The organism is Parabacteroides sp. CH2-D42-20 (genome assembly GCF_003670185.1).
Lineage (GTDB): Bacteria > Bacteroidota > Bacteroidia > Bacteroidales > Tannerellaceae > Parabacteroides > Parabacteroides distasonis.
This window is the reverse complement of record NZ_RAYG01000032.1, coordinates 22067-45968: the sequence shown is the minus strand read 5'-3', so window position 1 is coordinate 45968 and position 23902 is coordinate 22067. Positions and strand designations below refer to the sequence as shown.

At 46.9% G+C, this 23902-nt stretch carries 20 protein-coding genes and 1 pseudogene; 4 read left to right on the top strand and 17 right to left on the bottom strand.

From position 1 onward, the window contains the following. Nucleotides 1–22: 22 nt before the first annotated feature. The gene (locus D7V92_RS17840) at nt 23–1303 is read right to left on the bottom strand and encodes a DEAD/DEAH box helicase (protein ID WP_121773424.1); all 1281 of its coding nucleotides are present in this window, start codon (nt 1301–1303) and stop codon (nt 23–25) included. 136 nt (nt 1304–1439) lie between these two features. Between D7V92_RS17840 and D7V92_RS17835 the strand changes: the two genes are divergently transcribed. Continuing rightward, nucleotides 1440–3308: an ATP-binding protein gene (locus tag D7V92_RS17835; protein WP_121773423.1), complete on the top strand. Its 1869-nt coding sequence runs from the start codon at nt 1440–1442 to the stop codon at nt 3306–3308. 2 nt (nt 3309–3310) lie between these two features. Here D7V92_RS17835 and D7V92_RS17830 read toward each other — a convergent pair whose 3' ends face one another. From D7V92_RS17830 to D7V92_RS17770, 14 genes and pseudogenes are all read right to left on the bottom strand, one after another. After that, a complete protein-coding gene (locus tag D7V92_RS17830; RefSeq protein ID WP_121773422.1) occupies nt 3311–4135 on the bottom strand; it encodes a transporter substrate-binding domain-containing protein in 825 nt (274 codons plus the stop codon). A gap of 9 nt (nt 4136–4144) precedes the next feature. Beyond that, nucleotides 4145–6226, bottom strand: coding sequence for a putative porin (locus tag D7V92_RS17825; protein ID WP_121773421.1), 2082 nt, complete (start codon nt 6224–6226; stop codon nt 4145–4147). 104 nt (nt 6227–6330) lie between these two features. Then, nucleotides 6331–6873: a 2-oxoacid:acceptor oxidoreductase family protein gene (locus tag D7V92_RS17820; protein WP_121773420.1), complete on the bottom strand. Its 543-nt coding sequence runs from the start codon at nt 6871–6873 to the stop codon at nt 6331–6333. Nucleotides 6874–6891: 18 nt separating this feature from the next. Further along, entirely contained in the window at nt 6892–7656 is a 765-nt protein-coding gene (locus D7V92_RS17815; protein WP_005856318.1) for a thiamine pyrophosphate-dependent enzyme, read from the bottom strand. Between the two features lie 12 nt (nt 7657–7668). Next, complete coding sequence (locus D7V92_RS22295; protein WP_005856320.1) at nt 7669–7839, bottom strand: hypothetical protein; 171 nt, start codon at nt 7837–7839, stop codon at nt 7669–7671. Nucleotides 7840–7844: 5 nt separating this feature from the next. Next, on the bottom strand, nt 7845–8924 hold the full coding sequence (locus D7V92_RS17810; RefSeq protein WP_005856322.1) for a 3-methyl-2-oxobutanoate dehydrogenase subunit VorB: 1080 nt from the start codon (nt 8922–8924) through the stop codon (nt 7845–7847). 14 nt (nt 8925–8938) lie between these two features. Next, nucleotides 8939–9166: a ferredoxin family protein gene (locus D7V92_RS17805; RefSeq protein WP_005856324.1), complete on the bottom strand. Its 228-nt coding sequence runs from the start codon at nt 9164–9166 to the stop codon at nt 8939–8941. A gap of 65 nt (nt 9167–9231) precedes the next feature. After that, nucleotides 9232–9333, bottom strand: a complete 102-nt coding sequence (locus D7V92_RS22640) for a helix-turn-helix domain-containing protein (protein WP_226766767.1) — start codon at nt 9331–9333, stop codon at nt 9232–9234. 128 nt (nt 9334–9461) lie between these two features. Then, nucleotides 9462–10379, bottom strand: a complete 918-nt coding sequence (locus D7V92_RS17795) for a DUF368 domain-containing protein (RefSeq protein WP_022192847.1) — start codon at nt 10377–10379, stop codon at nt 9462–9464. A 17-nt stretch (nt 10380–10396) separates the two neighbouring features. Continuing rightward, nucleotides 10397–11854, bottom strand: coding sequence for a tetratricopeptide repeat protein (locus D7V92_RS17790; protein WP_036616750.1), 1458 nt, complete (start codon nt 11852–11854; stop codon nt 10397–10399). A 10-nt stretch (nt 11855–11864) separates the two neighbouring features. Next, nucleotides 11865–13604 carry a glutamine--tRNA ligase/YqeY domain fusion protein gene (locus D7V92_RS17785; RefSeq protein WP_008778287.1) on the bottom strand — a complete coding sequence of 580 codons (1740 nt, stop codon included), beginning with the start codon at nt 13602–13604 and terminating at the stop codon, nt 11865–11867. Nucleotides 13605–13656: 52 nt separating this feature from the next. Beyond that, the gene (locus D7V92_RS17780; protein WP_005856333.1) at nt 13657–14910 is read right to left on the bottom strand and encodes an Nramp family divalent metal transporter; all 1254 of its coding nucleotides are present in this window, start codon (nt 14908–14910) and stop codon (nt 13657–13659) included. 348 nt (nt 14911–15258) lie between these two features. Next, nucleotides 15259–16577, bottom strand: a pseudogene (locus D7V92_RS17775) (PAS domain-containing sensor histidine kinase). Continuing rightward, nucleotides 16567–17916, bottom strand: a complete 1350-nt coding sequence (locus D7V92_RS17770; protein WP_036616744.1) for a sigma-54 dependent transcriptional regulator — start codon at nt 17914–17916, stop codon at nt 16567–16569. Before D7V92_RS17770 ends, D7V92_RS17775 begins: the two are co-directional and overlap by 11 nt. An 86-nt stretch (nt 17917–18002) precedes the next feature. On the opposite strand from D7V92_RS17770, the gene D7V92_RS17765 reads away from it, so the two are divergent. After that, complete coding sequence (locus tag D7V92_RS17765) at nt 18003–19400, top strand: MFS transporter (protein WP_008771902.1); 1398 nt, start codon at nt 18003–18005, stop codon at nt 19398–19400. A 5-nt stretch (nt 19401–19405) separates the two neighbouring features. On the opposite strand, the gene D7V92_RS17760 is transcribed toward D7V92_RS17765, so the two are convergent. Continuing rightward, nucleotides 19406–20752, bottom strand: coding sequence for an MATE family efflux transporter (locus D7V92_RS17760; RefSeq protein ID WP_121773419.1), 1347 nt, complete (start codon nt 20750–20752; stop codon nt 19406–19408). 319 nt (nt 20753–21071) lie between these two features. On the opposite strand from D7V92_RS17760, the gene D7V92_RS17755 reads away from it, so the two are divergent. After that, nucleotides 21072–21635, top strand: a complete 564-nt coding sequence (locus D7V92_RS17755; RefSeq protein ID WP_199718922.1) for a Crp/Fnr family transcriptional regulator — start codon at nt 21072–21074, stop codon at nt 21633–21635. Between the two features lie 85 nt (nt 21636–21720). Beyond that, complete coding sequence (locus tag D7V92_RS17750; RefSeq protein ID WP_057327117.1) at nt 21721–23100, top strand: MATE family efflux transporter; 1380 nt, start codon at nt 21721–21723, stop codon at nt 23098–23100. A gap of 22 nt (nt 23101–23122) precedes the next feature. Here D7V92_RS17750 and D7V92_RS17745 read toward each other — a convergent pair whose 3' ends face one another. Then, nucleotides 23123–23896: a prephenate dehydrogenase/arogenate dehydrogenase family protein gene (locus D7V92_RS17745; protein ID WP_005868245.1), complete on the bottom strand. Its 774-nt coding sequence runs from the start codon at nt 23894–23896 to the stop codon at nt 23123–23125. Between the last annotated feature and the right edge of the window lie 6 nt (nt 23897–23902).

Genomic DNA, 23902 nt, shown 5'->3' with positions numbered 1-23902 from the left:
TATATTTAAAAGTATAGTGTTTTTATTGCGCCTTTTTAGGTCTTCCACGATGTCCCATATTTCGTTTTTGTGGGCTTGAGGATGATCCTTTATCCTCACTTTTACGAGGCCGTCCTCTGCCTCTTTTATTCATACCGTATTTTTCCGGCTCATACAAGGGCACTTCACCGAATTCCGGGCTGACCGGTATCTTATAAACCTCTTTTTCCAAGAAATCCTCTATGCGCTTGAATTGTGCTTGTTCGTCGATCGATACGAAAGTAATCGCCAATCCTTCGCCGTTCGTACCCCGTGCCGTACGTCCGATTCGGTGTACGTAATCCTCCGGATCATGCGGGATATCGAAGTTCACGACCAACTTGATGTCATTGATATCAATTCCACGTGCTACGACATCCGTAGCCACAAGGATATCGATATGTCCGCTCTTGAATTCTTTCATGACCTCCTCCCTTTGGGATTGCTCTAGATCCGAGTGCATGGCGGCTACATTGAACTTTAATCTTTTTAAGGTAGATGCTAATTCTTTCACCTTCATTTTAGAAGAGGAGAAGATAATTACCCGTTGAGGGCGGCTTTGAGTGAAGAGATCTTGTAGAATCTTGAGCTTTTGTGGATCGTAGCAGATATATGCGGTTTGCATGATAGATTCGGGTGGGCGTGAGATAGCGATCTTGACTTCTTCCGGATCTTTTAAGATGGTTTTAGCCAACGTCCGGATCTTAGGCGGCATGGTAGCTGAGAACATGATCGTCTGGCAGTAGGGGGGCAGCTGTTTATGAACCTGCATGATGTCGTCATAAAAACCCATATCCAGCATGCGGTCCGCCTCGTCTAAGACGAAGAACGACACTTTAGACAAATCTACAGAACCTAACTTAATATGGGACAATAAACGTCCCGGGGTAGCGATCACGATATCCGCACCCATCTCTAAACCTCTCTTTTGTTGTTCCCAAGCGATTCCGTCGGTACCTCCATACACGGCTACTGCGGATACGGAAGGTATAAAATAAGTGAATCCTTGAATTTGTTGGTCTATTTGTTGAGCCAATTCCCGGGTCGGTGCCATAATGACCGCATTCACCGCATCTGTCGGATGACAACCTTTGCTTAGTTCATTAATAACTGGCAAAACATACGCCGCCGTTTTACCGGTTCCGGTCTGTGCGCAAGCGATGATGTCTTTACCTTCTAAAATGACAGGAATCGTTAACTCTTGGACTGGAGTCGTTTCGTCAAAATTCATGTCATAAAGCCCGTCTAATACGGCATCTTCCAAATCTAATTCATCAAATCTCATCTTTTTACATTCAAATTCCCGGTAAAGATAAAGATTATTTAGAAATATTATGCAATAGGTAGGTTTCTCTTTGGTGATAAATAGAAAAATAAATACCTTTATCCCCGAGTTATACCCCAAAAACGAAAGAATTAATATGAATAGTCTAGAAAGCGGAAGTAACGTTCAGTCTGGATTAGAGATGATCATGGAGAAGAGTCCCGATACGATCGCATTAGTAGATCGAAATCTTACTCTTGTCAAGGTTATTTCTGCAAAAGACGATTATTATCATTATTTAGCGAATAACTGTATCGGAAAGCAACCTCAAGCGTTGTTCCCGGACGGGAAGAACTACGATCAATATGAGATCTATAGAGCTGCGGTTAAACGTGTTTTCGAGGAGCAAGTGAAAGTGGATTTCTCTTTTGAGGTCTCTTTTGAGGGAAAGAACTATTATTATCTATCGCAAGCAAGCCTTTTTAATGAGGAGCTTGTGATCGTTTATACACGCAATGTATCTTCTCTGAAAACAGAAAAAAATCTACAAGAACTGATCAATACGATATTAGATCGGTTACCGTTGGGTGTTTTCGTGAAAGATGGGGATAACCATTTTAATTACCTGTATTGGAATCATTTTATGGAGGAAATAACGGGTATTGAAACCCGGGAGATCGAGGGACATGATGATTTCGAGGTGAATTATAATGCCTTGATGACCGCCGAGGAGCGTCTGGAAACCGATATGAATGTGATCAAGACAGGACTGACCGCTAGATTTAAGGGCAAGGTAAAATCGGCCTCCGGCGATTACCGGGATATAGAGGTCGCTAAATATCCTATTTCCCTAAATAATGGCAAGCCGCTTGTCTTGGCTTTATGGAGAGATATAACTTCCGAGTTGGCTACGGAGAATACTTTGAGAAGAACCCGGATCTTGACGAAAATGGCATTGCGGATAAGTGATATACGTACATGCTCGATCTTCATCGATCCGGACAGTACCCATAATTTCAAGGATTCCGTTGTGACCTTGAACGATTGGAATACCATGTCGGAAGATATGATAGAGGTGTCATGGGGGCAGTTTATCAGCCGGGCGCATCCGGATGATCAAGAACATTATCATAATATGTTTACCCGTCTTTGCCGAGGGGAAATCTCTGAGGCAAGGATCGAGGCACGTATGCTATTTCCCGGCAAGAAGGAATATGTTTGGAGAGAGGTATTCGCTACCGTGTATGAACGGGACGATAAAGGAAGACCTTCGGTTATCCTTGGATGTTCAACGAATATTCAGGAACGGAAGAATCAAGAATTAAGCCTTGAGGAGGCGAAGGTGAAGGCTGAGGCCGCTGATAAGATGAAATCGAAATATCTGGCGGATATGAGCCATGAGATCCGGACTCCTTTGAATGCGATTACCGGTTTCTCTGAATTGATGGCTTTTGCTGATACGGATGAGGAACGTATGTCGTACTACGATGTGATCAAGATGAATAACCAATTGTTGATGCAATTGATCAATGACATCTTGGATATCTCGAAGATTGAGGCGGATGCGATAAAGATCACATATGAGCAATTAGATGTCAGTGAATTGATGGATACGATTTATGCTTCCGCCAAGTTACGGGTTCCGGGAGGAGTCAAGTTGGTTTTGGAGAAAGGGGCTGACCACCATATGTTCGGTACGGATAGCATGCGTCTGTTGCAGTTGATTAATAATTTGGTGAACAACGCTATCAAGAACACGAAAGAAGGTAGCATCACGATGGGATATACCATTCAACCGGATAATCAATTACGTTTTTACGTAAGGGATACGGGAATCGGTATCGATAAGGACAAATTGAAAGATGTCTTCGGTCGCTTCGTGAAAATAAACGACTATATGGAAGGTATCGGATTAGGACTGGCTATCTGCAAAGGATTAGTTGTTAAGATGGGAGGTTCGATACATGTTACTTCTGAATTAGGGGTAGGTTCAGAGTTCTCCTTTATTTTGCCGTCTCACGAATAGCGCTATTTGTAATAGCGCTTATAAATTTGGTCGTATAATCCACTGTTCTTGATTTGCTGGAGCCAACTATTTAGGCTATCCAGTAGGACAGGGGAGTCTTTACGGACCGCCCACGATTGCAATTGGGTAAAACTGACATCCGTTAGGATATCGACTTCCGGCAGGTTTTTCTGGGTCATGCGAGCGATTTGTTGGTCGCATACGGCATAATCGATATCGCCTTTGGCTACCATGATCATAAGCTGCTCGGTAGAATATAACTCATCTTCCACCACGTAGATCGTATCGCCTATCTCGTGTCCCAGATTTTGCAGACGCAATAAGGCCGGGGAATCTTTCGGTATGTATAAAGTCTTTTGGGCTAAATCCAATTGGTTACGGATAGGGGCTTGTCCGTTGTTCGCCTCTGCCGTACGTTGTACCAAGACTTGCTTGTTGAGAACGATCGGTTCGGTGAACAGGTAGTTTTCCCGCATCTCGGAGGTGATGGGTATGTTTCTTGCGATTACGTCGCATTTGTTGTCCGATAATTCCTCGAAACTTTTCGCTAAACTCATTTCCAAATGCGTCTGAACCTCCAATCCTGATAATTTAGCGATCGCTCGGCTAAGCTCGTATTGAAAACCTTGCACTGTATCGCCTGATACGAAATACCCGGATTGATTGTATTCGGTTATCATCCGGAGAATTCCTTCTTCCTTGATTTCCGGATAATCACGAGGTCCGATCTCTTGGGGACGTTGGTTAAGTCTCCAAAGCTGTACCATTGTCACTACAGCGACAATCAGTAGGAAAGCGTATAGGATAAGCAACTTCTTAGATCTCATGGCAATCGATTAATTATTGAAAGTCACGGAGATGCCCATTTTCAAGACCATCGGGTCCAACGGATAATGCGCAAGAGAGAAGTAATTCGGGTCAACGAACTTAGAGCCTAGATTGTATGCCATGATGAAGAAGCGAGCTTGCTTCAAATGGAAATTCGCATAAGCGTTGATCAACGGATAATTGCCAACCTTCACCTTCGTATCGCCTTCCTGTACTTGGAATTGCTGGGTAGCCGGCTCGTAATAAGGAGCGTAATAAGCGGTGTTGTAGTATACGTTCGCACCAATCTGTACGGTTAATACTTTCGCCAACTTAAACGCTAGATATATATTCGAGTATGCGCTGATATCCGGTAACGGGAGTTGAGACTTCTCGCTAGAAAGCTGATAGGCCACCTCATTCTCCCATCCGAACGCACGGTACATGATATCTTGCTTGATACGGGCTGAGACAACTTGAATGTTCTTACTGCTTTGCTCCGGCAAACCTTTGCCGTTGAAGAATACATAATTCTGGATACTTTCCACTCCTCCGGATAACTGGGTACGGGTGGATTCCAAGTTGATTTTCGCTCCGGCGTAAATCCTTTGCACATTTTTCAATGATAGATCCCACCAATAGTAACGCCCATGATGGTGACGTTGGTAAAACGCCGGGGTGATATTCTTGATATATCCTTCCGCCTTGATGGTAGCGTCTTTCTTGAAAAGCTTGAATTTGGTCTGTAAGTCTCCGCTCACTCGAACCTCTCCGGCGTCACTTCCCGCAAGTCCTAATTCTCCACGGACATTGTAGGTAAGAAGGCTACCACGGCGTTTGGATAATTCGCCTCCGATGTAGGTCGTAAACTCATCATATACCTCGGAAGTAGGGAAATTTAATGTACTCGGCTCAGAGCTTCCACGACCATCCGGACCGTAATCCAGTCCGGGAACTTGGGATGCCAATCTAAACCGGCGTTTCTCGAAAGTAACGAAGGCGGTCAGCCCAAACTTAGCCCAATCTTGGAAACCTTCCCGCAAGGCCAACGCAAAAGTATTCTTTAAATTCCAGGAGGAAGTCTGGTCATTCAAAGATGCGTCCATACCATAAAGATGAGTGTAGCAGGTATCGATCCCGGCATCATTAGAGATAAAGCGTCTGCGGTTATCTTCGTAATCGATGGTATGGATGATACTGGAAACCGGAATGAATACCTCTTTTACGTTCCCTTCCTCATCGGTTTCTTCCAATTCTTTGGTAAAACCGAGATTGTATCTCTGTGTCAGGAAATATTGTTTTCCACGGACACGGTTCCATGTGTCCGTGTAACGGACAGGGTATGATTTACTATCGATATTTCTTTGATTCTCGGCCAAGTCATCGGGATTCGTGATATACTGGTCATTTGTAAGTCCACCGTTCTCGTAGTTTACGAAATTGAAATTACTTAAATAAGCGTTTAACTCGTAACGGTCGGTGATATAACTTCCGAAAAAGCGATAACTTAATAATTTATTACCGTTGGAGTTATAATATCCACGACTATAGATATAATCCATCTCGCCACCGACATTGATCTTCTTGCCAAAGTTCATGGTCAGTACCCCTTTCAGTCGGTCCATCTTATTCTGGCTGGCTCCTCCTGTCGTATAAGTCACTTGGGTATAGGGTACTTTGGTATCATAGAAATAAGCGTTTGTCGGGGTCGTGATATAATAATCATAGGCATCGGCGAAGATGAAATCACGTTCCTCCTTACGTTCGTTAAAAATACGGGTTTGCGACGGCGATCCCACATTCGCCAGATAACCTACGGCCAATGAGTTCGCTTCCACCAACGTACTATTCCCGAAATTTAATCGATTGGTATCCATAGGAGCGATATAACGTTCTCCCAAAAGAGGCGTGAGCCGATAACCGATGATTCGTTTTGATTTCAGCGCCGCGCTATCTGTTTGCAGCAAGCTATCCGGTATTTCCTTGTTTGAGGATGATAAATTAGATAACGAGAATCCACCTCGTCCTCCCCGGCTCCCGGAACGTCCTTGCGCATGCGCGGAAGCCGCCGTTCCTATCAGAAAAAGTAATATGTATAGATAATACTTCATGGGTTGCAAAGATATAACAAAAAATAATGTGCCAATTATAAAATATGCCAATATGCCAATCAGAAAACTTAATTGGCATATCGGCACATCAATGAATGAGCTTCTTATATTTTCTGTATAATCTCCATTCCTTTCTTAATGGCAGCCTCGTTCATCGGCAACAAATGATGATGACGCTCGGGCAAGGATTTCTTCAATCCTAGCATGACGTTCTCCAATTGAACCATCGGGACGATATTAAGCAACCCGCCTAAGATCAACATATTGAATGCCTTCTCGTTCTTCATCTCGGTAGCGGCGTCCATGGCATCTACCCGATATGCGTTAATATCCGTACGTTTCGCCGGCGTATGGATGCCATAACCATCGTAAATCAAGATACCGCCCGGTTTCACCTTGCTCTCGAACTTATCCATGGAAGGTTGGTTCAAGATAATAGCGATATCATATTCATTCAATACGGGTGAGCTGATACGCTCGTCGCTCAAGATAACGGTTACGTTGGCCGTACCGCCACGTTGCTCAGGTCCGTATGAAGGCATCCAGCTAACCTCCTTGCCTTCCATCAAACCGGAATAGGCCAAGATCTTACCCATAGACAATACACCTTGTCCACCGAAGCCTGCTATAATTATTTCTTGTTTCATTGTCGTTTACCGTATTACTTATTCAACATTCTTTAAGTCGCCCAGCGGGTAGAAGGGGAACATGTTCGCTTCCATCCATTTATTGGCTTTTTCCGGAGTCATCTTCCAGCCGGATGAGCAAGTGGAGACGAACTCTACCACAGAAGTACCCTTACCGGCCATAGCGTTCTCGAAAGCCTTACGAAGCATCTTCTTCGCTTTCCGTACGGCCGCGGCCGTCTGTACGCTTTGGCGTGTTACCAAGCAAGTTCCTTCCAATTGGGCTAATAAATCACCGATCTTCAGCGGGTAACCGTTCAAGGCGATGTTGCGTCCGTAAGGACAGGTAGCCGTGGGCATACCTTCCAGTGTAGTCGGAGCCATCTGTCCGCCGGTCATACCATAGATCGCGTTATTTACGAATACGATCACGATATTCTCGCCACGGTTGGCTGCATGAATCGTCTCGGCCGTACCGATAGCCGCCAAGTCACCATCTCCTTGATACGTGAATACCATCTTCTCCGGATTCAAGCGTTTAACAGCAGAAGCTATGGCTGGCGCACGTCCGTGGGCTGCCTCGATCCAATCGATATCCAAGTAGTTATATGCGAATACGGCACATCCCACGGGGGAGATACCGATTGTCTTATCTTCCAGACCCATATCGGCTATAACCTCGGCGATTAACTTATGTATCACACCGTGGCTGCAACCGGGGCAGTAGTGCATGGGATTTTCATTCATCAATCTGGGCTTTTCATACACCAGATTTTCCGGTTTAATTATATCGTTGAGTTCCATAATCTTTAATTATTAATGTATATATCTTAAGACATATTGCACCAGCCGCAATACGATCGCCGCCCCGCCACAATACAAGAATACGGCCTTATCGCTAACAGCGAAGTAACATACCACGGCAGCTATGGCCAGTAGCATAAAAACCAGCGTCAATATCTCGTCAGCTTTACTTCCTCGTGTCATACGGATCAGAATAATTTTTCCTTCAGCGCGTTCAATACCTCATCCGGGGTGAATACGATTCCACCCAATCGGCCAAAGTGCTCTACCTTCACCTTACCATTTACGGCTAGGCGAACGTCCTCTACCATCTGTCCGGCGTTCAACTCAACCGATAACATACCTTTTACCTTATCCGCATAAGCGGCGATCACTTTTGTCGGGAACGGCCATAACGTGATCGGGCGTAACAAGCCAAGCTTGATACCTTCCGCACGGGCGATCTCGACTACCTTCTGGCAAATACGGGCGGAAGAACCGAACGCGATCAATAGATAATCAGCGTCCTCACATTGGAACTCCTCGTAACGAACCTCGTTTTCCTCGATCTTGCGATATTTCGCTTGGAAACGAATATTGTTCTCTTCCATCTTCGCCGGGTCTAGCTCCAAGGAGGTGATGACGTTACCTTTGCGTCCGCCCTTCTTTCCTTGTACGGCCCAAGGACATTGAGCGATAATCTCTTCCTCGGTACGGCGGGGTTGATAGGGAGGCAATACCACCTTCTCCATCATCTGTCCGATGATACCGTCCGCCAAGATAATAGCGGGGTTATTGTATTTGAAAGCCAGATCAAAACCAAGGCCTACGAAATCGGCCATCTCCTGTACGGAAGAGGGAGCTAAGGTTATCAAGCGGTAATCGCCATGACCACCGCCTTTCACGGTCTGGAAATAATCAGCCTGACTCGGCTGGATCGTTCCTAATCCGGGACCGCCACGCATAACGTTCACGATCAGACAAGGAAGCTCCGCTCCTGCGATATAAGAGATACCTTCTTGTTTCAAGCTCACGCCCGGACTGGAAGAAGAGGTCATCACTTTCTTTCCAGTGCCGGCTCCGCCGTATACCATATTAATAGCGGCTACCTCGCTCTCCGCTTGTAAGACTACCATGCCGGTCTTTTCCCACGGCATCTCTGCCATAAGGGTTTCCAATATCTCCGACTGCGGAGTGATCGGATAGCCGAAGTAACCGTCCACGCCATAGCGGATAGCCGCATGGGCGATGGCCTCGTTACCCTTCATTAATTTTATATCTTCTGCCATATCTTGATATAACTTTATATTTTTACTTTGTAGATCGTTAGACAACCGTCCGGACAAACTAACCCGCAACTAGCGCAACCGATGCATGCGTCCGGGTTCTTCATGTACACATAGTGATACCCCTTGTTGTTTACTTCTCGTGGGTGCAACTCCAGTACATCCGACGGGCAGGCTACTACGCAAAGGTTGCATCCCTTGCAGCGCTCTGTGTTTACAACAACAGCTCCTTTTATTTTCGCCATAATACTTGTTTATTTAAAATCTAAATGTAACACATTTCTATTGAGGCATCAAAGTTAGTAAAAAATTACTCGTTGCCAAGATTATAACGTTTCATTTTGTTGAATAGCGTCTTTCTACTGATATTTAACACCTCGGCGACTAGGGTACGGTTATAGTTACTTTTGATACTTCTTTATCACTTTATTAGTATAGAGAGGATTTCGCTTATTGGAAAAGTACGATGTGCGATGATAAAATGTAGGCAAATAAGAATGGGCATTCTAATCACCTTATAATGCCCATTGTAATATTGGGTTACGCCTTAGCGCTTTTTTGTGAGAGCTTTTCTAGGAAATATACGATCCCGAAACCTAAGATCATCAATCCGACGGCCTCCCAAACAAACTGATTCGGAGCGATATTCGCCTCAACCAACGGCTTGGTCATGCCATGGCTATCCACATAGGTCTCGATCGTTTCTTTCCAAGGCCATACCTTGTTAAGCGAACCCAACATGAATCCGGCCAATACGGCGATCGTTATATCATGGAATTTACGAAGGGCGAATGACAACACGCGGGAGAACGTCGTGATACCAATAGCCGCACCCGCTATAAACACCAACATAACGGGAACGTTAAACGTCTTGACTGCCTCCATGATATAGAAGTATTTTCCGAGCAACACTAAGATAAAGCTACCCGAGATACCCGGCAAGATCATGGCGCAAATAGCGATCGCCCCACAGAGGAAGATAAAGAGTAAATTACTCGGAGTCTCGGCGGGAGTCGCCACGGTGATATAAAAAGCGATCACCGCCCCGACAACAAAACTCAAGATCGTCTTCCAGTTCCATTGCTTGATATCCTTAGAGACGAACCAAGTGGAGGCCAGCACCAAACCAAAGAAAAAAGACCATACCAAGATCGGATGATACACCAAGAGATACGTAATGATCTTCGCTAGGGAGAATATACTAATACCAATACCACCCACGATAGAAAGCAAGAAATTAGCGTTGATCCCTTTCCAGAAGGCCGCTATTTTCCCCGTGAATAATTGTTTCAATGTCGTCCCGTTAATACTTTTGATAGAGTCGATCAGTTCCTCGTAGATACCTACGATAAAGGCGATCGTTCCTCCCGACACGCCGGGAACGACATCCGCCGCTCCCATACCCATACCTTTTAATACTAAAAAACCGTAGTCCTTGAGATTTCGTTTGTTAGGCATATTACATTATTAATTGTCTAATTACTGTTATCTTTATTCTTTAAAAACTCTTTTACCAGATCCTCGGGTTGGATATGTTTCTTCTCTTTATCGGAATCGATGGTAAAGTCCGCGAATACTTCTGGTCCCACTTTACGAAGCAAATAAAGAAGATCATCTCCGGATATTTGGCCGATATGCTCCATGAAATTTTCCATATCACGGTTATCCAGATAAGCCATAGCCAAATGGATATGAATCATTGGAGTCTTCGGGTTGATTTGAAGGACTTTCTTGTAATAAGAGATCGCCTTATCTACATCTCCCTTAGAAAGCAAATATTGTCCGGCATGAAGCAGGCTGTTGCATTCTTCTTGAGTTTCCGGATTGATACTTTTCTTATCGATGATCTTGAATATCTTATTCGTAATAGCGATAGCCTCCTCCTTTTTCCCGCTATCAAGCAAGCAAAGCGCTAAAAGAGAAAGGAGACGGACATTGTTCGGATACAATTGCGCCGCCTTGAATAACATGATGGAAGCCTCATTATCACGCTCGGTCTCGGTACAACAACGGATATAATTGATATAATTGGTCGGCCCATCCTCCATATCCGGATCGTTTATGATCGTGGAAAGCAGTTGGTAAGCCTTCTCATATTGCTCCAGCTTCATATAACATTCCGCCATGAGTGGAGAGATACGGCGCATCACCTCCTCATCACCCTCGATTTCTTGATATTCCTCGATCGCCTTCTCATAGCTCTCGTTCATATACAGGCAGTACGCTTTCAATATTTTCAGTTCCGTATCGGAATCATCACACGTCAAGGCGAAGTCGAAAGCCTCGATCGCTTTCTCGTAATCGCCAACCATGGAATGTAGCCTTCCCAGCGTAAACCAATACTCGTATGAGAAAGGATTCTTATCGATTAGCTCATTACATAACTCGATCGCCCGGGGAACGTCTCCTTCCGTCTCGAGGATGTAGCAAAGCTCATTCTTAAGGATCAAGTTATCCGGAAATAAAGCCAAGCCACGGTCCACGAAATCGCGGGCCTCTTTGTTCATGTCTAAATCATTCAGGATGGGGGAGATGTACTCGAAGACTTCCTCCAAATAGTCACAATCCCTAGTGATCAACTCTTCCGTGATCTCCAGAACCTTGGAATATTGGTTGAGCGAGCAATAGCATTCCATTTTTAACATATCCAGATCTTGGTTATCAGTCTCCGCTATATTCTCGAGTAGAGCGAGAGCGCTCTCATAATCCTCGTTATACGCGAATTGCCTGCCTTTCTTGATTTGCAAGGCGGAATTACCGGGATGAAGCTTTAGCCCGAGGGCTAAGACTTCATCAAAGTAAGTATAATCGTTCGAATCTTCAAAGCTGTCCAACATTTCATCGATTTGATCAGCGTCGAAATAAGGCTCCTTACCCTCTTCCTTCGCTGAAAGATAATGTTGTAACAAGCGTGAGATATCGTCTTTTTTCATTTACTATTCTTTATTTATTAATCTTGCTCCACGTGTCCTTTAGCCCTACGGTACGGTTGAATACCAAGTTGTCGGGGGTGGATTCGCTATCTATGTTGAAATAGCCGATACGCTGGAATTGAAGGTAGGAAAGCTTGGGCAAGGTAGCCACGAACTTCTCTACGTAACAGTTTTTCCGGATCTCCAAGGAGTTCGGGTTGATGATTTCCTTCATCGCCTCTAGCGGGGAGCAATTCTTCTCCTCCCGGATAGCGGCCAATTCGTCCCGGGGGTTCTCCACCTTCCAAAGGCGGTCGTATAAGCGTACTTCCGCTTTTTGGCAATGGGCGCAGCTTACCCAGTGCAAGGTACCTTTTACTTTACGGTTAGCGTCCGGCATACCGCTGCGGGTATTCGGATCGTATTCGCAATATACCTCGGTAATCTCACCGTTCTCGTCTTTCTTACAGCCCGTACATTTTACGATATAGGCGTTCTTCAGACGAACTTCCTGTCCCGGTGTCATCCGGAAATATTTCTTGGGAGCGTCTTCCATGAAATCCTCACGTTCCATCCATAACTCACGGCTGAACTCGATCGTATGGCTGCCGGCTTCCGGATCTTCCGGGTTGTTGATCGCTTCCAGCTCCTCGACCTGTCCTTCCGGATAGTTGGTGATAATCAGTTTCACCGGATTGATCACGGCGGATACACGGATGGCGCGGGCATTCAGATCCTCGCGTACGGCGCTTTCCAGCAAGGCGAACTCGTTCAGGGCGTCGTAAGTCGTATAACCGATCTTGTCGATGAACTTACGGATAGACTCCGGAGAGTAACCCCGGCGGCGGAAACCGCAGATGGTCGGCATACGGGGATCATCCCAGCCGTTTACCAAGTTCTCTTTTACCAATGTAAGCAGGTTACGCTTGCTCATCAGCGTGTAGCTTAGGTTCAATTTGTTGAACTCAGTTTGTCGGGGGCGGTTGTCGTTCAAGTCCTCGCCTTCCTTCAGCCAGTCGATAAATAAATCATACAGAGGACGGTGTACGACAAACTCCAAGGTACACAAGGAATGCGTCACGCCCTCGAAGAAATCGCTCTGTCCGTGGGCAAAGTCGTACATCGGATACGCTTTCCACGTCGTGCCCGTACGATGGTGCGGATGGTTAACCACCCGATAGATGATCGGATCGCGGAAGTGCATGTTCGGGTTTGCCATGTCGATCTTCGCGCGAAGTACCATGGCACCTTCCGCTATCTCACCCGTGTTCATCTTCTTGAAGAGAGCTAAGCTTTCCTCGATCGGGCGGTTGCGATACGGGCTCTCGATGCCCGGTTGTGTAGGCGTGCCCTTTTGCTGGGCTATTTGTTCGGATGTCTGCTCGTCAATATATGCTTTACCTTCCTCGATGAGGCGGATCGCGAAATCCCACAATTGCTGGAAGTAGTCGGATGCGTAATAAATATTTCCCCACTGATATCCCAGCCATTGGATATCCTCCTTGATCGCCTCCACGTATTCCTCATCCTCCTTCGTCGGGTTCGTGTCGTCGAAACGGAGGTTGCAGATACCGCCATGGCGTTCAGCGATGCCGAAATCTAGGCAAATGGCCTTCGCGTGGCCGATGTGAAGGTATCCGTTGGGCTCGGGCGGGAAACGGGTTTGTACACGTCCTCCGTTCTTGCCTTCCGCTAAATCTTTCTCTACGGCTGCCTCAATGAAATTCAGGTTCTTCTTGCCTTCTTCTTCGTTTGTATTGATATCGCTCATACTTAAAAATTGATAGTTTTTCTTCGAATGGGGCAAAGGTAGCGATTTCTTTTTAAAATAGGCTGATGAGCAGGGCTATATTTAGGACGGTTACCATCGTTCCCAGCAGCAAGAGGATGATGGTCGTAGAGCGGCTGTTCGCGTAGACACCCATGACCTTCTTGCTGGAAGTGAGGTACACTTGCGTGAAGACCGTGATCGGCAATTGCACGCTCAACAACATCTGCGACAGGATCAATCCCTTGAACGGATCGCCGATCAGGAATATGATGGCCAAGGCGGGGACGAACGATAGCAGGACTCCCAGCTTGGAGTGGAGGTCGGTATGATTGTATGCCTCGCCATAGAATCCGGCGAAGATGGAAGCCCCGGCGATACCGGATGTGATGGTCGAGGATATGCCCGCCAGTAATAGGGCGGCGGCGAAAATCACCCCGGCGTTATTTCCTACGAGGGGTACCAATAACTGTTGCGCTTGGTCCAGCTCGTCTACGGCGATGTTTTGCTTGAAGAAGGTAGAGGCGGCCAAGATGATCATCGCCGAGTTGATCGCCCAGCCGATCACCATGGACAGGAGCGTGTCGTAGAACTCGTACTTCAGTTGTTTCTTGATGACCGACTCGTCCTCTAGGTTCCATTCCCGGCTCTGTATCACCTCCGAGTGCAGGAACAGGTTGTGAGGCATCACGACGGCTCCCAGTACGCTCATGATGATCAGCATGGAGTTCTCGGGGAAGGTGGGTTTCACCCAGCCTACCACGGCCTGCCCCCAGTCTACGTCGACCAACGCTAGCTCGTATAGGAACGAGAGCCCGATAATGGACACGAACGTGATGATCCAGCGTTCGGTCTTGCTGTATGTATTACTGAATAGCATGGCGAGGCATACGATGGTGACGATCACCGCTCCCGCCTTGATCGGCATACCGAACAGCATCCGGAGGGCGATGGCTCCACCGAGTATCTCGGCGAGGGAGGTGGATATGCTGGCGAGCATGGCCGATCCTAGGATCGGGCGGCTTAGCACGCGGGGCATGTATTTGTTGGTCGCCTCCGAGAGGCAGAGGCCGGTCACGATGCCGAGGTGGGCCACGTTGTGCTGGATAATGATCAGCATGACGGACGAGAAGGTGACGACCCACAGGAGGGCGTAGCCGAACTCGGAGCCCGCGGCGAGATTCGTCGCCCAATTCCCGGGATCGATAAAGCCTACGGTGACAAGTAATCCGGGGCCGATATATTTTAGCAAATCCAATGCCCCGGAGCGGGGGCGGTGGTTGATCTTCAGTTTGTCTAGTAAGTTCATGTTTGTATAGATACTTTTAAATTAAAAAAACAGCGTAAAGATACGAATAGTTTCGTTGTTACCCAACGGTGGCCGGAAATACGTTCGTACGGCCGATGGCGGGTATCCGTACGGCTGTCCTCTTGTAGCTGCCCGGCTGTCCGTCCGTATCCGTACGGCTGCAAAGATGTAGCTACTCGGATACAAAGATGTAGCTGCCCGGATACAAAGATGTAGCTACTCGGATACAGATGGGCAGCTGTACGGATACGCGGTCGTACCCGTACGGTCGCGCCCGTGTATCCGGGCTTGTGTGTCCGCGTATCCGCCCGGCCGCGTGTCCGCGTTTATGCGGATACGGTAAACGAGCTACGGGAATGTCAACACGAAGGTAGTCTGCCGTTGGGCCGGGTTGCTTCTCAACGCGATGCTGCCGCCGGACAAGCGCATGATCTGTCGTGAGATGGACAGCCCGATACCGCTTCCGCCTTCTTTCGTGGTGAAGAACGGCACGAATATATGCTCGGCTTCCTCGGGGGGATGATGGGGCCGTTGTTCGTCACTTCTAGGATAACGGCCTCGTTGGGGTCGCAATACGCCTTGAACAAGATAAGGCCGTTTTCTTGCTCGTGCCCGATCGCTTGCATGGCGTTCTTCAAGAGGTTCAAGACTACTTGCGTGATCAGGTTCTCGTCGGCGTAAACGATCAAGTCCTCCGGTTCCACGTCGATACGGATGGTTATGTTCGGGTAGTTATTGTGATGGCGGGCCAACCGCGTGAGCCGTTCGGCGAACTTATTGACGTAGAATAAAGAGGGCTGAGGCGTCGGTATATGCGTAAACTTACGGTAGGATTCGACGAATGCGATCAGGCTTTTCCCGGTAGAGCTGATTACCTCCAAGCCGCCCTGTATCTCCTCGTCGACATTCTGGTGGAGGGAAAGCAAGGTGTCGCTCAAGGAGGTGATAGGGGTGACGGAGTTCATGATCTCATGGGTCAAGACCCGTGTCAGCCGTATCCATGACTCGATCTCCTTATCGTCCAGCTCGCTGTTGATATCATTGATCGCGATGATGCGGACGTGTTTCTCTTGGAGCGTCATCTCGGAGACACGGACCGAGAGATGTACCGTGCCCCGCTCGTTGATAAAGGAGATCTGATGTTTCTCGCCGGGACGAACGTCGCTGATGAGGCGCTCTAGATTCTCGTCGATACGTCCGAGCTGGCGGGCATGGGTAAAGACCGTCAATCCCAGCAGTCGCAAGGCCTCGTTGTTGGTCTGGAAAATATTGCCCTTATCATCTTCTACGATGATACCCGTATTCACTTGGTTCATGATCAACTCGTAATATTTCTCTTTCTGGATCGCCTCGGCTTTCGCTTGAAAAAGTATCTGGGTGATGCGGTTTAAGGAGTCGCTAACCAGCTTGTCGTTGGAGGAGCGCCCACGGGTAGCGTACTTGAAAGCGTAATCGCTATTGTCGATCGCGTCGAACATGAAGGCTACCTTTTGTGCGTTCCGCTTGAACAAAAGGCTGATGCCCCGCAAGGCAGCCAGCCATCCGATGCCTAAGAACAGGAACCATCCCCATTCTTCCGCCAAGGCCAGGTAGGTGAGTGCCGCCGTCAGCCCGATAGCGAGGGCGAGGCGGAAGGTGAGGCTGTAATAAATGCCTTTAAAGTTCATACCGCTTGATCTTATTATAAAGCGTTTGCCGTGAGATACCCAACTGGTTCGCCACGAGCGAGAGATTACCGCCGAATTTATCCATGGCGGCCTTGATCATTGTATACTCCATTTCCTCGAGCGTAGTGATGTCATTCTTGACGGGCACCTCCCGCTTACGGGGGAAATCGAAATTGCTGCCATCTAAAGTATCACCATCGGCGATGATAATCGCTTTCTCCACGGTATGTTCCAGTTCGCGGATATTACCAAGCCAAGGTTGGGCTTTCAGCTTTTCCTTGGCGTCGTCGGTGAGGGTCATGGGCTTTTTACCGTAGATGTTGGTATATTTCGTGATGAATATCTCGGTAAGCGGTACGATATCCTCCGGCCGCTCCCTCAAGGGCGGGATCTCTACGTGTATCGTATTGATACGATACAGCAAGTCCTCGCGGAATTGCTCTTTCTGTACCATCTCCTGCAAGTCCCGGTTCGTGGCGCAGATCAGGCGGATATTGATGGGGATCGGGGTATTGCTGCCTACCCGTACGATGCTACGGCGTTGCAAGGCGGTCAGTAATTTGGCTTGCAGATGATAAGACAGGTTACCGATCTCGTCGAGGAACAAGCTTCCGTTGTTCGCTACCTCGAACTTACCGGGGCGATCCGTCCGGGCGTCGGTGAAGGCCCCTTTTACGTGGCCGAATAACTCGCTCTCGAACAGCGTCTCCGTGATAGCGCCCATATCCACCGGTACCATGGCCTCATCCTTGCGGGGGGATAGCAGGTGTATTTCCCGGGCCAGCATTTCCTTACCGGTTCCGTTCTCTCCCGTGATTAATAGATTGGCGTCTGTCTTGGCTACTTTCTCTATCAGCATCCGTAGTTGCTGCATGGCGTTGCTGTCTCCCCAGAACATACCGCTTTCCTTGGATACCAACTGCTTGTTGCCGACACCGCCTTTATGATTAGCCGAGCGGATTTGGTAAGCGGCTTGCAAGGTTTCCAATAATTTAGCGTTGTCCCATGGCTTTACCACGAAATCGGTGGCTCCTTCCTTGATACCTCGTACCGCCAGATTGATGTCGGCGTAGGCGGTAAAGAGAACGACTTGTATCGAGGGATATGCCTTCTTGATCTCGGAGAGCCAGAACAGTCCCTCGTTGCCGCTGTTTATACCGGCGCTGAAATTCATGTCGAGCAATACGACATCCACGTTCTCGTCGTGCAGCGTGTTTTTTATCTTGTTCGGGGTAGAGATGGTGATAACCTTCTCGAAGCAAGTTCCTAACAGCATTTGTACGGCGGTCAGGATACCTTTATTATCATCCACAACTAGTATAGTGCCTTGTTTTGCCATGTCATGTCCATTTATACGGGCAAAGATACTCGATCTGGTCGATACTTCCTAAACCAGATACATCCTATTTCTGTTTCATATACCGTATGGATAAAGAAATAACGAATATAAATGGTCAGACGGGAGGGAATATCCCGGATGGCTTGCCAATCCCTAGCCGTTATTGGGCGATCCTAGCGATTGGGCTTGGTGTTACCGTGTCGGTGTTGGATGGGGCGATCGCAAACGTGGCTTTACCTACGATTGCCGGCGATCTCCATACGAGTCCGTCTGCTTCTATATGGGTGGTGAACGCTTATCAGTTGGCGATCACGATTTCTTTGCTGTCGTTATCGTCGATGGGAGAGATCTGGGGGTATCGGAAGGTGTATACGATCGGGTTGCTGTTATTTAGCTGTACCTCTTTGGCCTGCGCTTTATCCGATTCCTTGTTTACGCTGATTATCGCCCGTACGCTACAAGGTTTTGGCGCCGCTGCCATAGCGAGCGTGAATACGGCCTTGATCCGTATTATTTATCCCAAACGTTTTCTGGGGCGAGGTATGGGGATTAATGCCTTGGTGGTATCCGTATCGGCCGCCGCTGGTCCTACGATAGCCGCCGGTATATTGTCCGTGGGGAACTGGCCTTGGTTGTTCGCTATAAATATCCCGATAGGTATTACCGCTTTGATATTGAGCTTTAAGTTCTTGCCGCAAAATCCGGTGAAGGCTGTCGGACGTAAGTTTGATGTTACGGCGGCACTCATGAATGCGCTGACATTCGGTTTGGTGATAGCGATTATCGAGGCGTTCACGCATGATGTACATATCTCATTGATAATAGCGGCGATTGTTATCGTATTGTTCTGTGGGTATTTCTATGTCCGGAGAGAGGAACGGCAGGCCTATCCATTATTGCCGATAGACTTGCTGCGTATTCCTCTTTTTACCCTTTCTATCATTACGTCTGTGTTTTCTTTCATCGCTCAGATGCTGGCTATGGTCTCTTTCCCGTTTTTCTTGCAGCGGGTACTGGGACGTGATGAGGTGGCGACCGGCTTATTATTGACTCCTTGGCCTTTGGCGACAATGGTGTGCGCCCCTTTGGCCGGGATCTTGTCGGAGAAAATGAATGCCGGGGTCTTGAGTGGTATCGGGTTGATTATCTTCTCGGGAGGGTTGTTCTCGTTGGCGGAATTACCGGCGCATCCTTCCGATCTGGATATTATCTGGCGCATGGCGCTTTGCGGTTGTGGCTTCGGGTTGTTCCAGACTCCTAACAATAGCCTCATGATCGGGGCCGCTCCGGAAAGTAGGAGTGGAGGGGCTAGTGGCATGTTGGGTACGGCCCGTTTGCTGGGACAAACTTGCGGGGCTTCGCTGGTAGCCTTGATGTTTAAGTTATTTCCCGGCCATAGCATGCCCGCGGCGTTATGGCTGGGAAGTGTGTTGGCCTTGATCGGGGCGGTTATTAGTTTCTCCCGGATCAATCGTAAGGCTTGATCGGATTAGGCGAGATGCGATTTTACCTGCATTTTCGCCCGGTATCCCAGCAGGCATACGGAGCATAAGAAGCCTAATGGGTAAGCCATCCAAATCCCGGCGATACCCCAATGGAACGTGAATCCCAATAGATATCCGGCAGGTATGGCTATTATGAAATAAGCGAGAAACGAGATCCACATAATCGCTTTCACGTCGGCTAGCCCTCGTAAGGAGTTCGCTAAAATGATTTGTGCGCTGTCTCCTATTTGATAGAGCATCAATATGGGGAGTAGTGTCTTCACGATTGCGTTGACATGAAGATTATCCGTAAATATCAATCCAAGCCCGGATTGGGTCATGAATAAGGTGGTGCAGACAATACAAACGACAATAAGCCCCAGATGAAGCCCGGCAATGGTGATCTTACGCACCATATACCAGTCGTTCGCCCCTTTATAATAACTGGTACGAATCGCTACGGCGGCTCCAAGACCTAAATAGATGGTAAAACTGATCGTTGATATGGTAATAGCTATTTGATGGGCGGCAAGCTCAAGGCTACCCAGCCAACCCACCATGATGGCGGTGACGCAGAATGTTCCCGCTTCCAAGCCTTGTTGTAGACTGATCGGCCAGCCTATGGAATTCAGCCTTCTCCAACTCTGCTTATTGATACGAATATGGGTGAAACCTTTCCGGTAAGGCTTATAGTCGGTTCGCAGCATGAATACGGCGATGAAAAGCAATAGCATGATGATACGTGAGATAAAGGTGCTTATACCTGCCCCAAGCAGTCCGAGTTCCGGCATTCCGTATTTTCCGTAAATGAGGATATAGTTGCCGATGATATTCAGCAGATTCCCTGTCAATAGGATCCACATGGATATGGATGGGTTGGCTATGCCTTCCACGAATTGACGGAATGAATTATAAAGCATTACGAATAGGATCGAGACTAATGAGACTGCGAAATAAGGTCTTATCAATGGCAAGAGTTCTTCGGGTTGGCCTAAAGAGTCTAGGTTTAGGTAAATCCCCAGTAAGACGGCTATCAATAATAAGGTGGTAGTCATATTGGCAACCAGACTGTTTTTGAGCCAGCCTCCGATCACGATCTTTTTATTCATCGCTAAATTCTGTCCGATCAGCGGGGTAAGATTATAGGAGAATCCGGTTCCCATTATGATAAATGCGTTTATTACATTATTGACGAACGATGCCGCCGCTAGTTCCTCCGTACTGTGTTGTCCCACCATGATGGTGTCTGCCAATCCGGTGATGATAGCCCCCAATTGTCCAATGATGATAGGTACCCCTAGCATTACTAAGGATTTATAATATTGTTTGTAACCCGCTATTCTATTGTACATATGTATTGTTCTGTTATTAATGATGGTGTAAAAATCCTTGATCGTATATGCCGGATATACGATAGAGTTGTTCTAAATGAAAATGTAAAGATAAATTAGAAGGAATAGGGTGCGGATACGGTAGAACCTCTCGTAGTCCAATGGACGAACAAGATGCTTTTAGTCGTAAAAAAATAATATTCGAATTTACAGCTCATACCTCTTCTTAGATTTAGCGGTGCAAAATTACGTAAAATCACTGGAATCCGCAAACCTTCAAAATTACCTTTGTTTTTGGGATCGTACTTTTTTTATATCTTTACGGTTATAAGATAAATGAATGATTATGGATCAGTTCGTAGAACAATTAAGGCAGGTGTCTCCTTTATCAGATGAGATCGTGGGGCAGCTGTTGGAAGAAATGAAAGAGGTTTCTTTTGCTAAGGGAGAATTATCGATCCGGGAGGGAGAAAGAGATCCGTTTGTTTGGTTCGTGAAAACCGGATTGGTCCGGGCTTTCGTGGAGCGTGAGGGGAAAGATATCTCGTTATGGTTTGCCTCGGATAGCGAGGTGATCAATTTTGTTTATCGGGATATCTCCGCCTATAATGTTCAAATGGTGGAGAATACGACATTATTGAGAATGCCGAAAACGAAATTGGATTACCTATGCCGGAGCTCCCTTGAGTTGGCCAATTGGGGATTGAAAATACAAGATTACTATCTTCGGGAATATGAGAACTATTTTATAAACGATAGCTGGATGGAAGCTCGTGAACAATATGAGTCATTGCTGAAAACCCGCCCGGACTTGATCTTGAAACTACCCTTGAAACATATCGCCTCCTATTTACAGATAACCCCACAGTCATTGAGCCGTATCCGTGCTTCCGTAAAAAAATAGGGAAAAGTCATTATTTATCATAGGGTAATTTTTCTTGTTTTCAATAGCCATACCTTCGCGTCGTTAAAAACGTGAAGTGGATAATATGAAAATGAGTGGAGAAAAGGCGATCCATCGCCAAGAGTTGGAGCGTGGTTTACTAACCCAAAAGATTTCAAGACTATTTCTGAAATATACGATACCGGGAGTAGGCGGCCTATTATTCCTCGGGATTCAGTCGGTGATCGATGGTGTGATATTAGGGCGGTTTGTCGGGGCGAACGCTTTGGCCAGCGTGAATCTGATCTTACCTTGCTATAGTTTGATGACGGCTTTGTCTATCGTGATAGGAGTAGGGTGCCAGACCTTGATCGGTATAAACCTCGGACGTTCGGATCGGCAAGAGGCGAATAACGCTATAACTACCTCGTTCTTGTTTCTTGGAGGAATATCCGTTTTGATTAGCGGGTTGATTTATATATTCGCTGGAGATATCGCCCGTATGTTAGGTGCGAATGACGTATTGGTTACGGGAGCCGTGGATTATATTCGTTCCCTTGTCCCGTTTTTCCCTTTATTATCATTGATGTTCTTAGGAGATTATATGATTAAGGCGATGGGGCATCCGCTTTATGCCATGATCGTAATGGGAAGTACGGTGTTGATTAATATCGGTCTGGATCTTTTGTTTATCCCGGTAATGGGTTTAGGGATTAAGGGGGCGGGATTGGCTACAGGTTTGGCCTTTACCTTGGGAGCGCTGTTCAATATTCCCCGGATGTTCCAGCGAGGGCAAGTCGTAGCGGTACAAAGAGGACGTTTCCGTTGGCCTTTGGTCTGGAATGCGTTATACAATGGCTCTTCGGAAGGAATATCCGAGCTATCTGCCGGAATCACGATTTTTTTGTTCAATATAACGATGATGCGATATTTAGGAGAGGATGGAGTCGCCGCCTTTACGGCGATTAACTATATCCTGTTTATCGCCACCACGGTATTCTTAGGGATATCCGATGGAATTATACCGATTATCAGTTATAATTTCGGGGCGGGAAGATTGGACCGGATCGAGAAAGTGCTGAGATTAGCAGGGCGTGTTAATTTTATGATAGGTATAACGTTATTCGCCATCTTATTCTTTTTCGGGCAACAGATCACGTCCTTTTTCTTTAAGGGAGGAGAGGCTTTGGACGCTTTGGCGATCGCTAATTACGGCATAACGATTTATTGCTTCACCTTCTTGATGAGTGGGCTGAATATATTGGCCTCCAGTTATTTCACGGCTATCGGCAACGCTAAGCTGTCGGTTGTTATCTCTATGCTGCGTAGCTTGGTATTCGTAACCTTTGGTATTATCGTTTATCCTTCTTTATTCGGCATCCAAAGTATTTGGTATAATGTACCGGTGGCGGAGTTGTGTACGTTATTTATCTCCTTTATGTTGGTAAGGAGAGAACTTTTAAAAGAGGCCGTGCTGAAAAATTAATCAGCACAACCCTCTTAATTTCTTATTCGATATTCTTCCGTATCTTCGTCAGATACTCTTTCATCTTCTCGGAATCCTTATCCTTGATGATTTCTTGCAAGATATGCAATTCCTCTTGTATCCGCTCGATTTGGCGAGGGGTACGGGGGTTGAAAAGGATCTCGGTCAATAGATAATCGTCCTCGGACAGAAGGCCGCGGGCGATTTTCATATGGCGTTTGAAAGTGGTACCCGGAGCATCCTGATGCTTCATCGTAGCGGCAAATACCATAGTGGAGGCGAAAGGGATACCTAGTGAGTAGGCTACCACTTTATCGTGCTCCTCGAACGTGTATTCGCAGATATGCAGGCGGAGGCTGGAATAAATATCCTTGAAGAATATCTTACCCAAATGATCGCCCTCGGAGATAATAATCGTATTCTCTTTCTCCAGTTGCCCCAGATTGGCGAATGTCGGTCCAAACATCGGGTGAGTGGAAACATACGGGAAACCGCATGTCTCATAAAACTCCTTTAAATAAGTCTTCACGGAAGCGATATCGGAAATAATGCAATACGGTTGCAAGTAAGGCATTACGGCCTTGAAAGCCTCTATCGTGTAACTTAACGTCACGCAGTTGATGACCAACTCGGGATTAAAATCCTTAACCTCTTCCGGGTTTTGTAGGCGAAGGGCGTTATAGATAAAACGCATACGTTTCGGATCTTTCTCCAATACGGCTACCTCATGATCAAAACTAAGCAGGTCGGTGAAGAAAGAACCCATCTTTCCTGCGCCTAAAATCAATATTTTCATCTTATA

Bases quoted from the DNA above. Each gene is read 5' to 3' on its own strand.
- D7V92_RS17840 (WP_121773424.1), bottom strand. From the start codon at position 1,303: ATGAGATTTGATGAATTAGATTTGGAAGATGCCGTATTAGACGGGCTT.
- D7V92_RS17835 (WP_121773423.1), top strand. From the start codon at position 1,440: ATGAATAGTCTAGAAAGCGGAAGTAACGTTCAGTCTGGATTAGAGATG.
- D7V92_RS17830 (WP_121773422.1), bottom strand. From the start codon at position 4,135: ATGAGATCTAAGAAGTTGCTTATCCTATACGCTTTCCTACTGATTGTC.
- D7V92_RS17825 (WP_121773421.1), bottom strand. From the start codon at position 6,226: ATGAAGTATTATCTATACATATTACTTTTTCTGATAGGAACGGCGGCT.
- D7V92_RS17820 (WP_121773420.1), bottom strand. From the start codon at position 6,873: ATGAAACAAGAAATAATTATAGCAGGCTTCGGTGGACAAGGTGTATTG.
- D7V92_RS17815 (WP_005856318.1), bottom strand. From the start codon at position 7,656: ATGGAACTCAACGATATAATTAAACCGGAAAATCTGGTGTATGAAAAG.
- D7V92_RS22295 (WP_005856320.1), bottom strand. From the start codon at position 7,839: ATGACACGAGGAAGTAAAGCTGACGAGATATTGACGCTGGTTTTTATG.
- D7V92_RS17810 (WP_005856322.1), bottom strand. From the start codon at position 8,924: ATGGCAGAAGATATAAAATTAATGAAGGGTAACGAGGCCATCGCCCAT.
- D7V92_RS17805 (WP_005856324.1), bottom strand. From the start codon at position 9,166: ATGGCGAAAATAAAAGGAGCTGTTGTTGTAAACACAGAGCGCTGCAAG.
- D7V92_RS17795 (WP_022192847.1), bottom strand. From the start codon at position 10,379: ATGCCTAACAAACGAAATCTCAAGGACTACGGTTTTTTAGTATTAAAA.
- D7V92_RS17790 (WP_036616750.1), bottom strand. From the start codon at position 11,854: ATGAAAAAAGACGATATCTCACGCTTGTTACAACATTATCTTTCAGCG.
- D7V92_RS17785 (WP_008778287.1), bottom strand. From the start codon at position 13,604: ATGAGCGATATCAATACAAACGAAGAAGAAGGCAAGAAGAACCTGAAT.
- D7V92_RS17780 (WP_005856333.1), bottom strand. From the start codon at position 14,910: ATGAACTTACTAGACAAACTGAAGATCAACCACCGCCCCCGCTCCGGG.
- D7V92_RS17770 (WP_036616744.1), bottom strand. From the start codon at position 17,916: ATGGCAAAACAAGGCACTATACTAGTTGTGGATGATAATAAAGGTATC.
- D7V92_RS17765 (WP_008771902.1), top strand. From the start codon at position 18,003: ATGGATAAAGAAATAACGAATATAAATGGTCAGACGGGAGGGAATATC.
- D7V92_RS17760 (WP_121773419.1), bottom strand. From the start codon at position 20,752: ATGTACAATAGAATAGCGGGTTACAAACAATATTATAAATCCTTAGTA.
- D7V92_RS17755 (WP_199718922.1), top strand. From the start codon at position 21,072: ATGATTATGGATCAGTTCGTAGAACAATTAAGGCAGGTGTCTCCTTTA.
- D7V92_RS17750 (WP_057327117.1), top strand. From the start codon at position 21,721: ATGAAAATGAGTGGAGAAAAGGCGATCCATCGCCAAGAGTTGGAGCGT.
- D7V92_RS17745 (WP_005868245.1), bottom strand. From the start codon at position 23,896: ATGAAAATATTGATTTTAGGCGCAGGAAAGATGGGTTCTTTCTTCACC.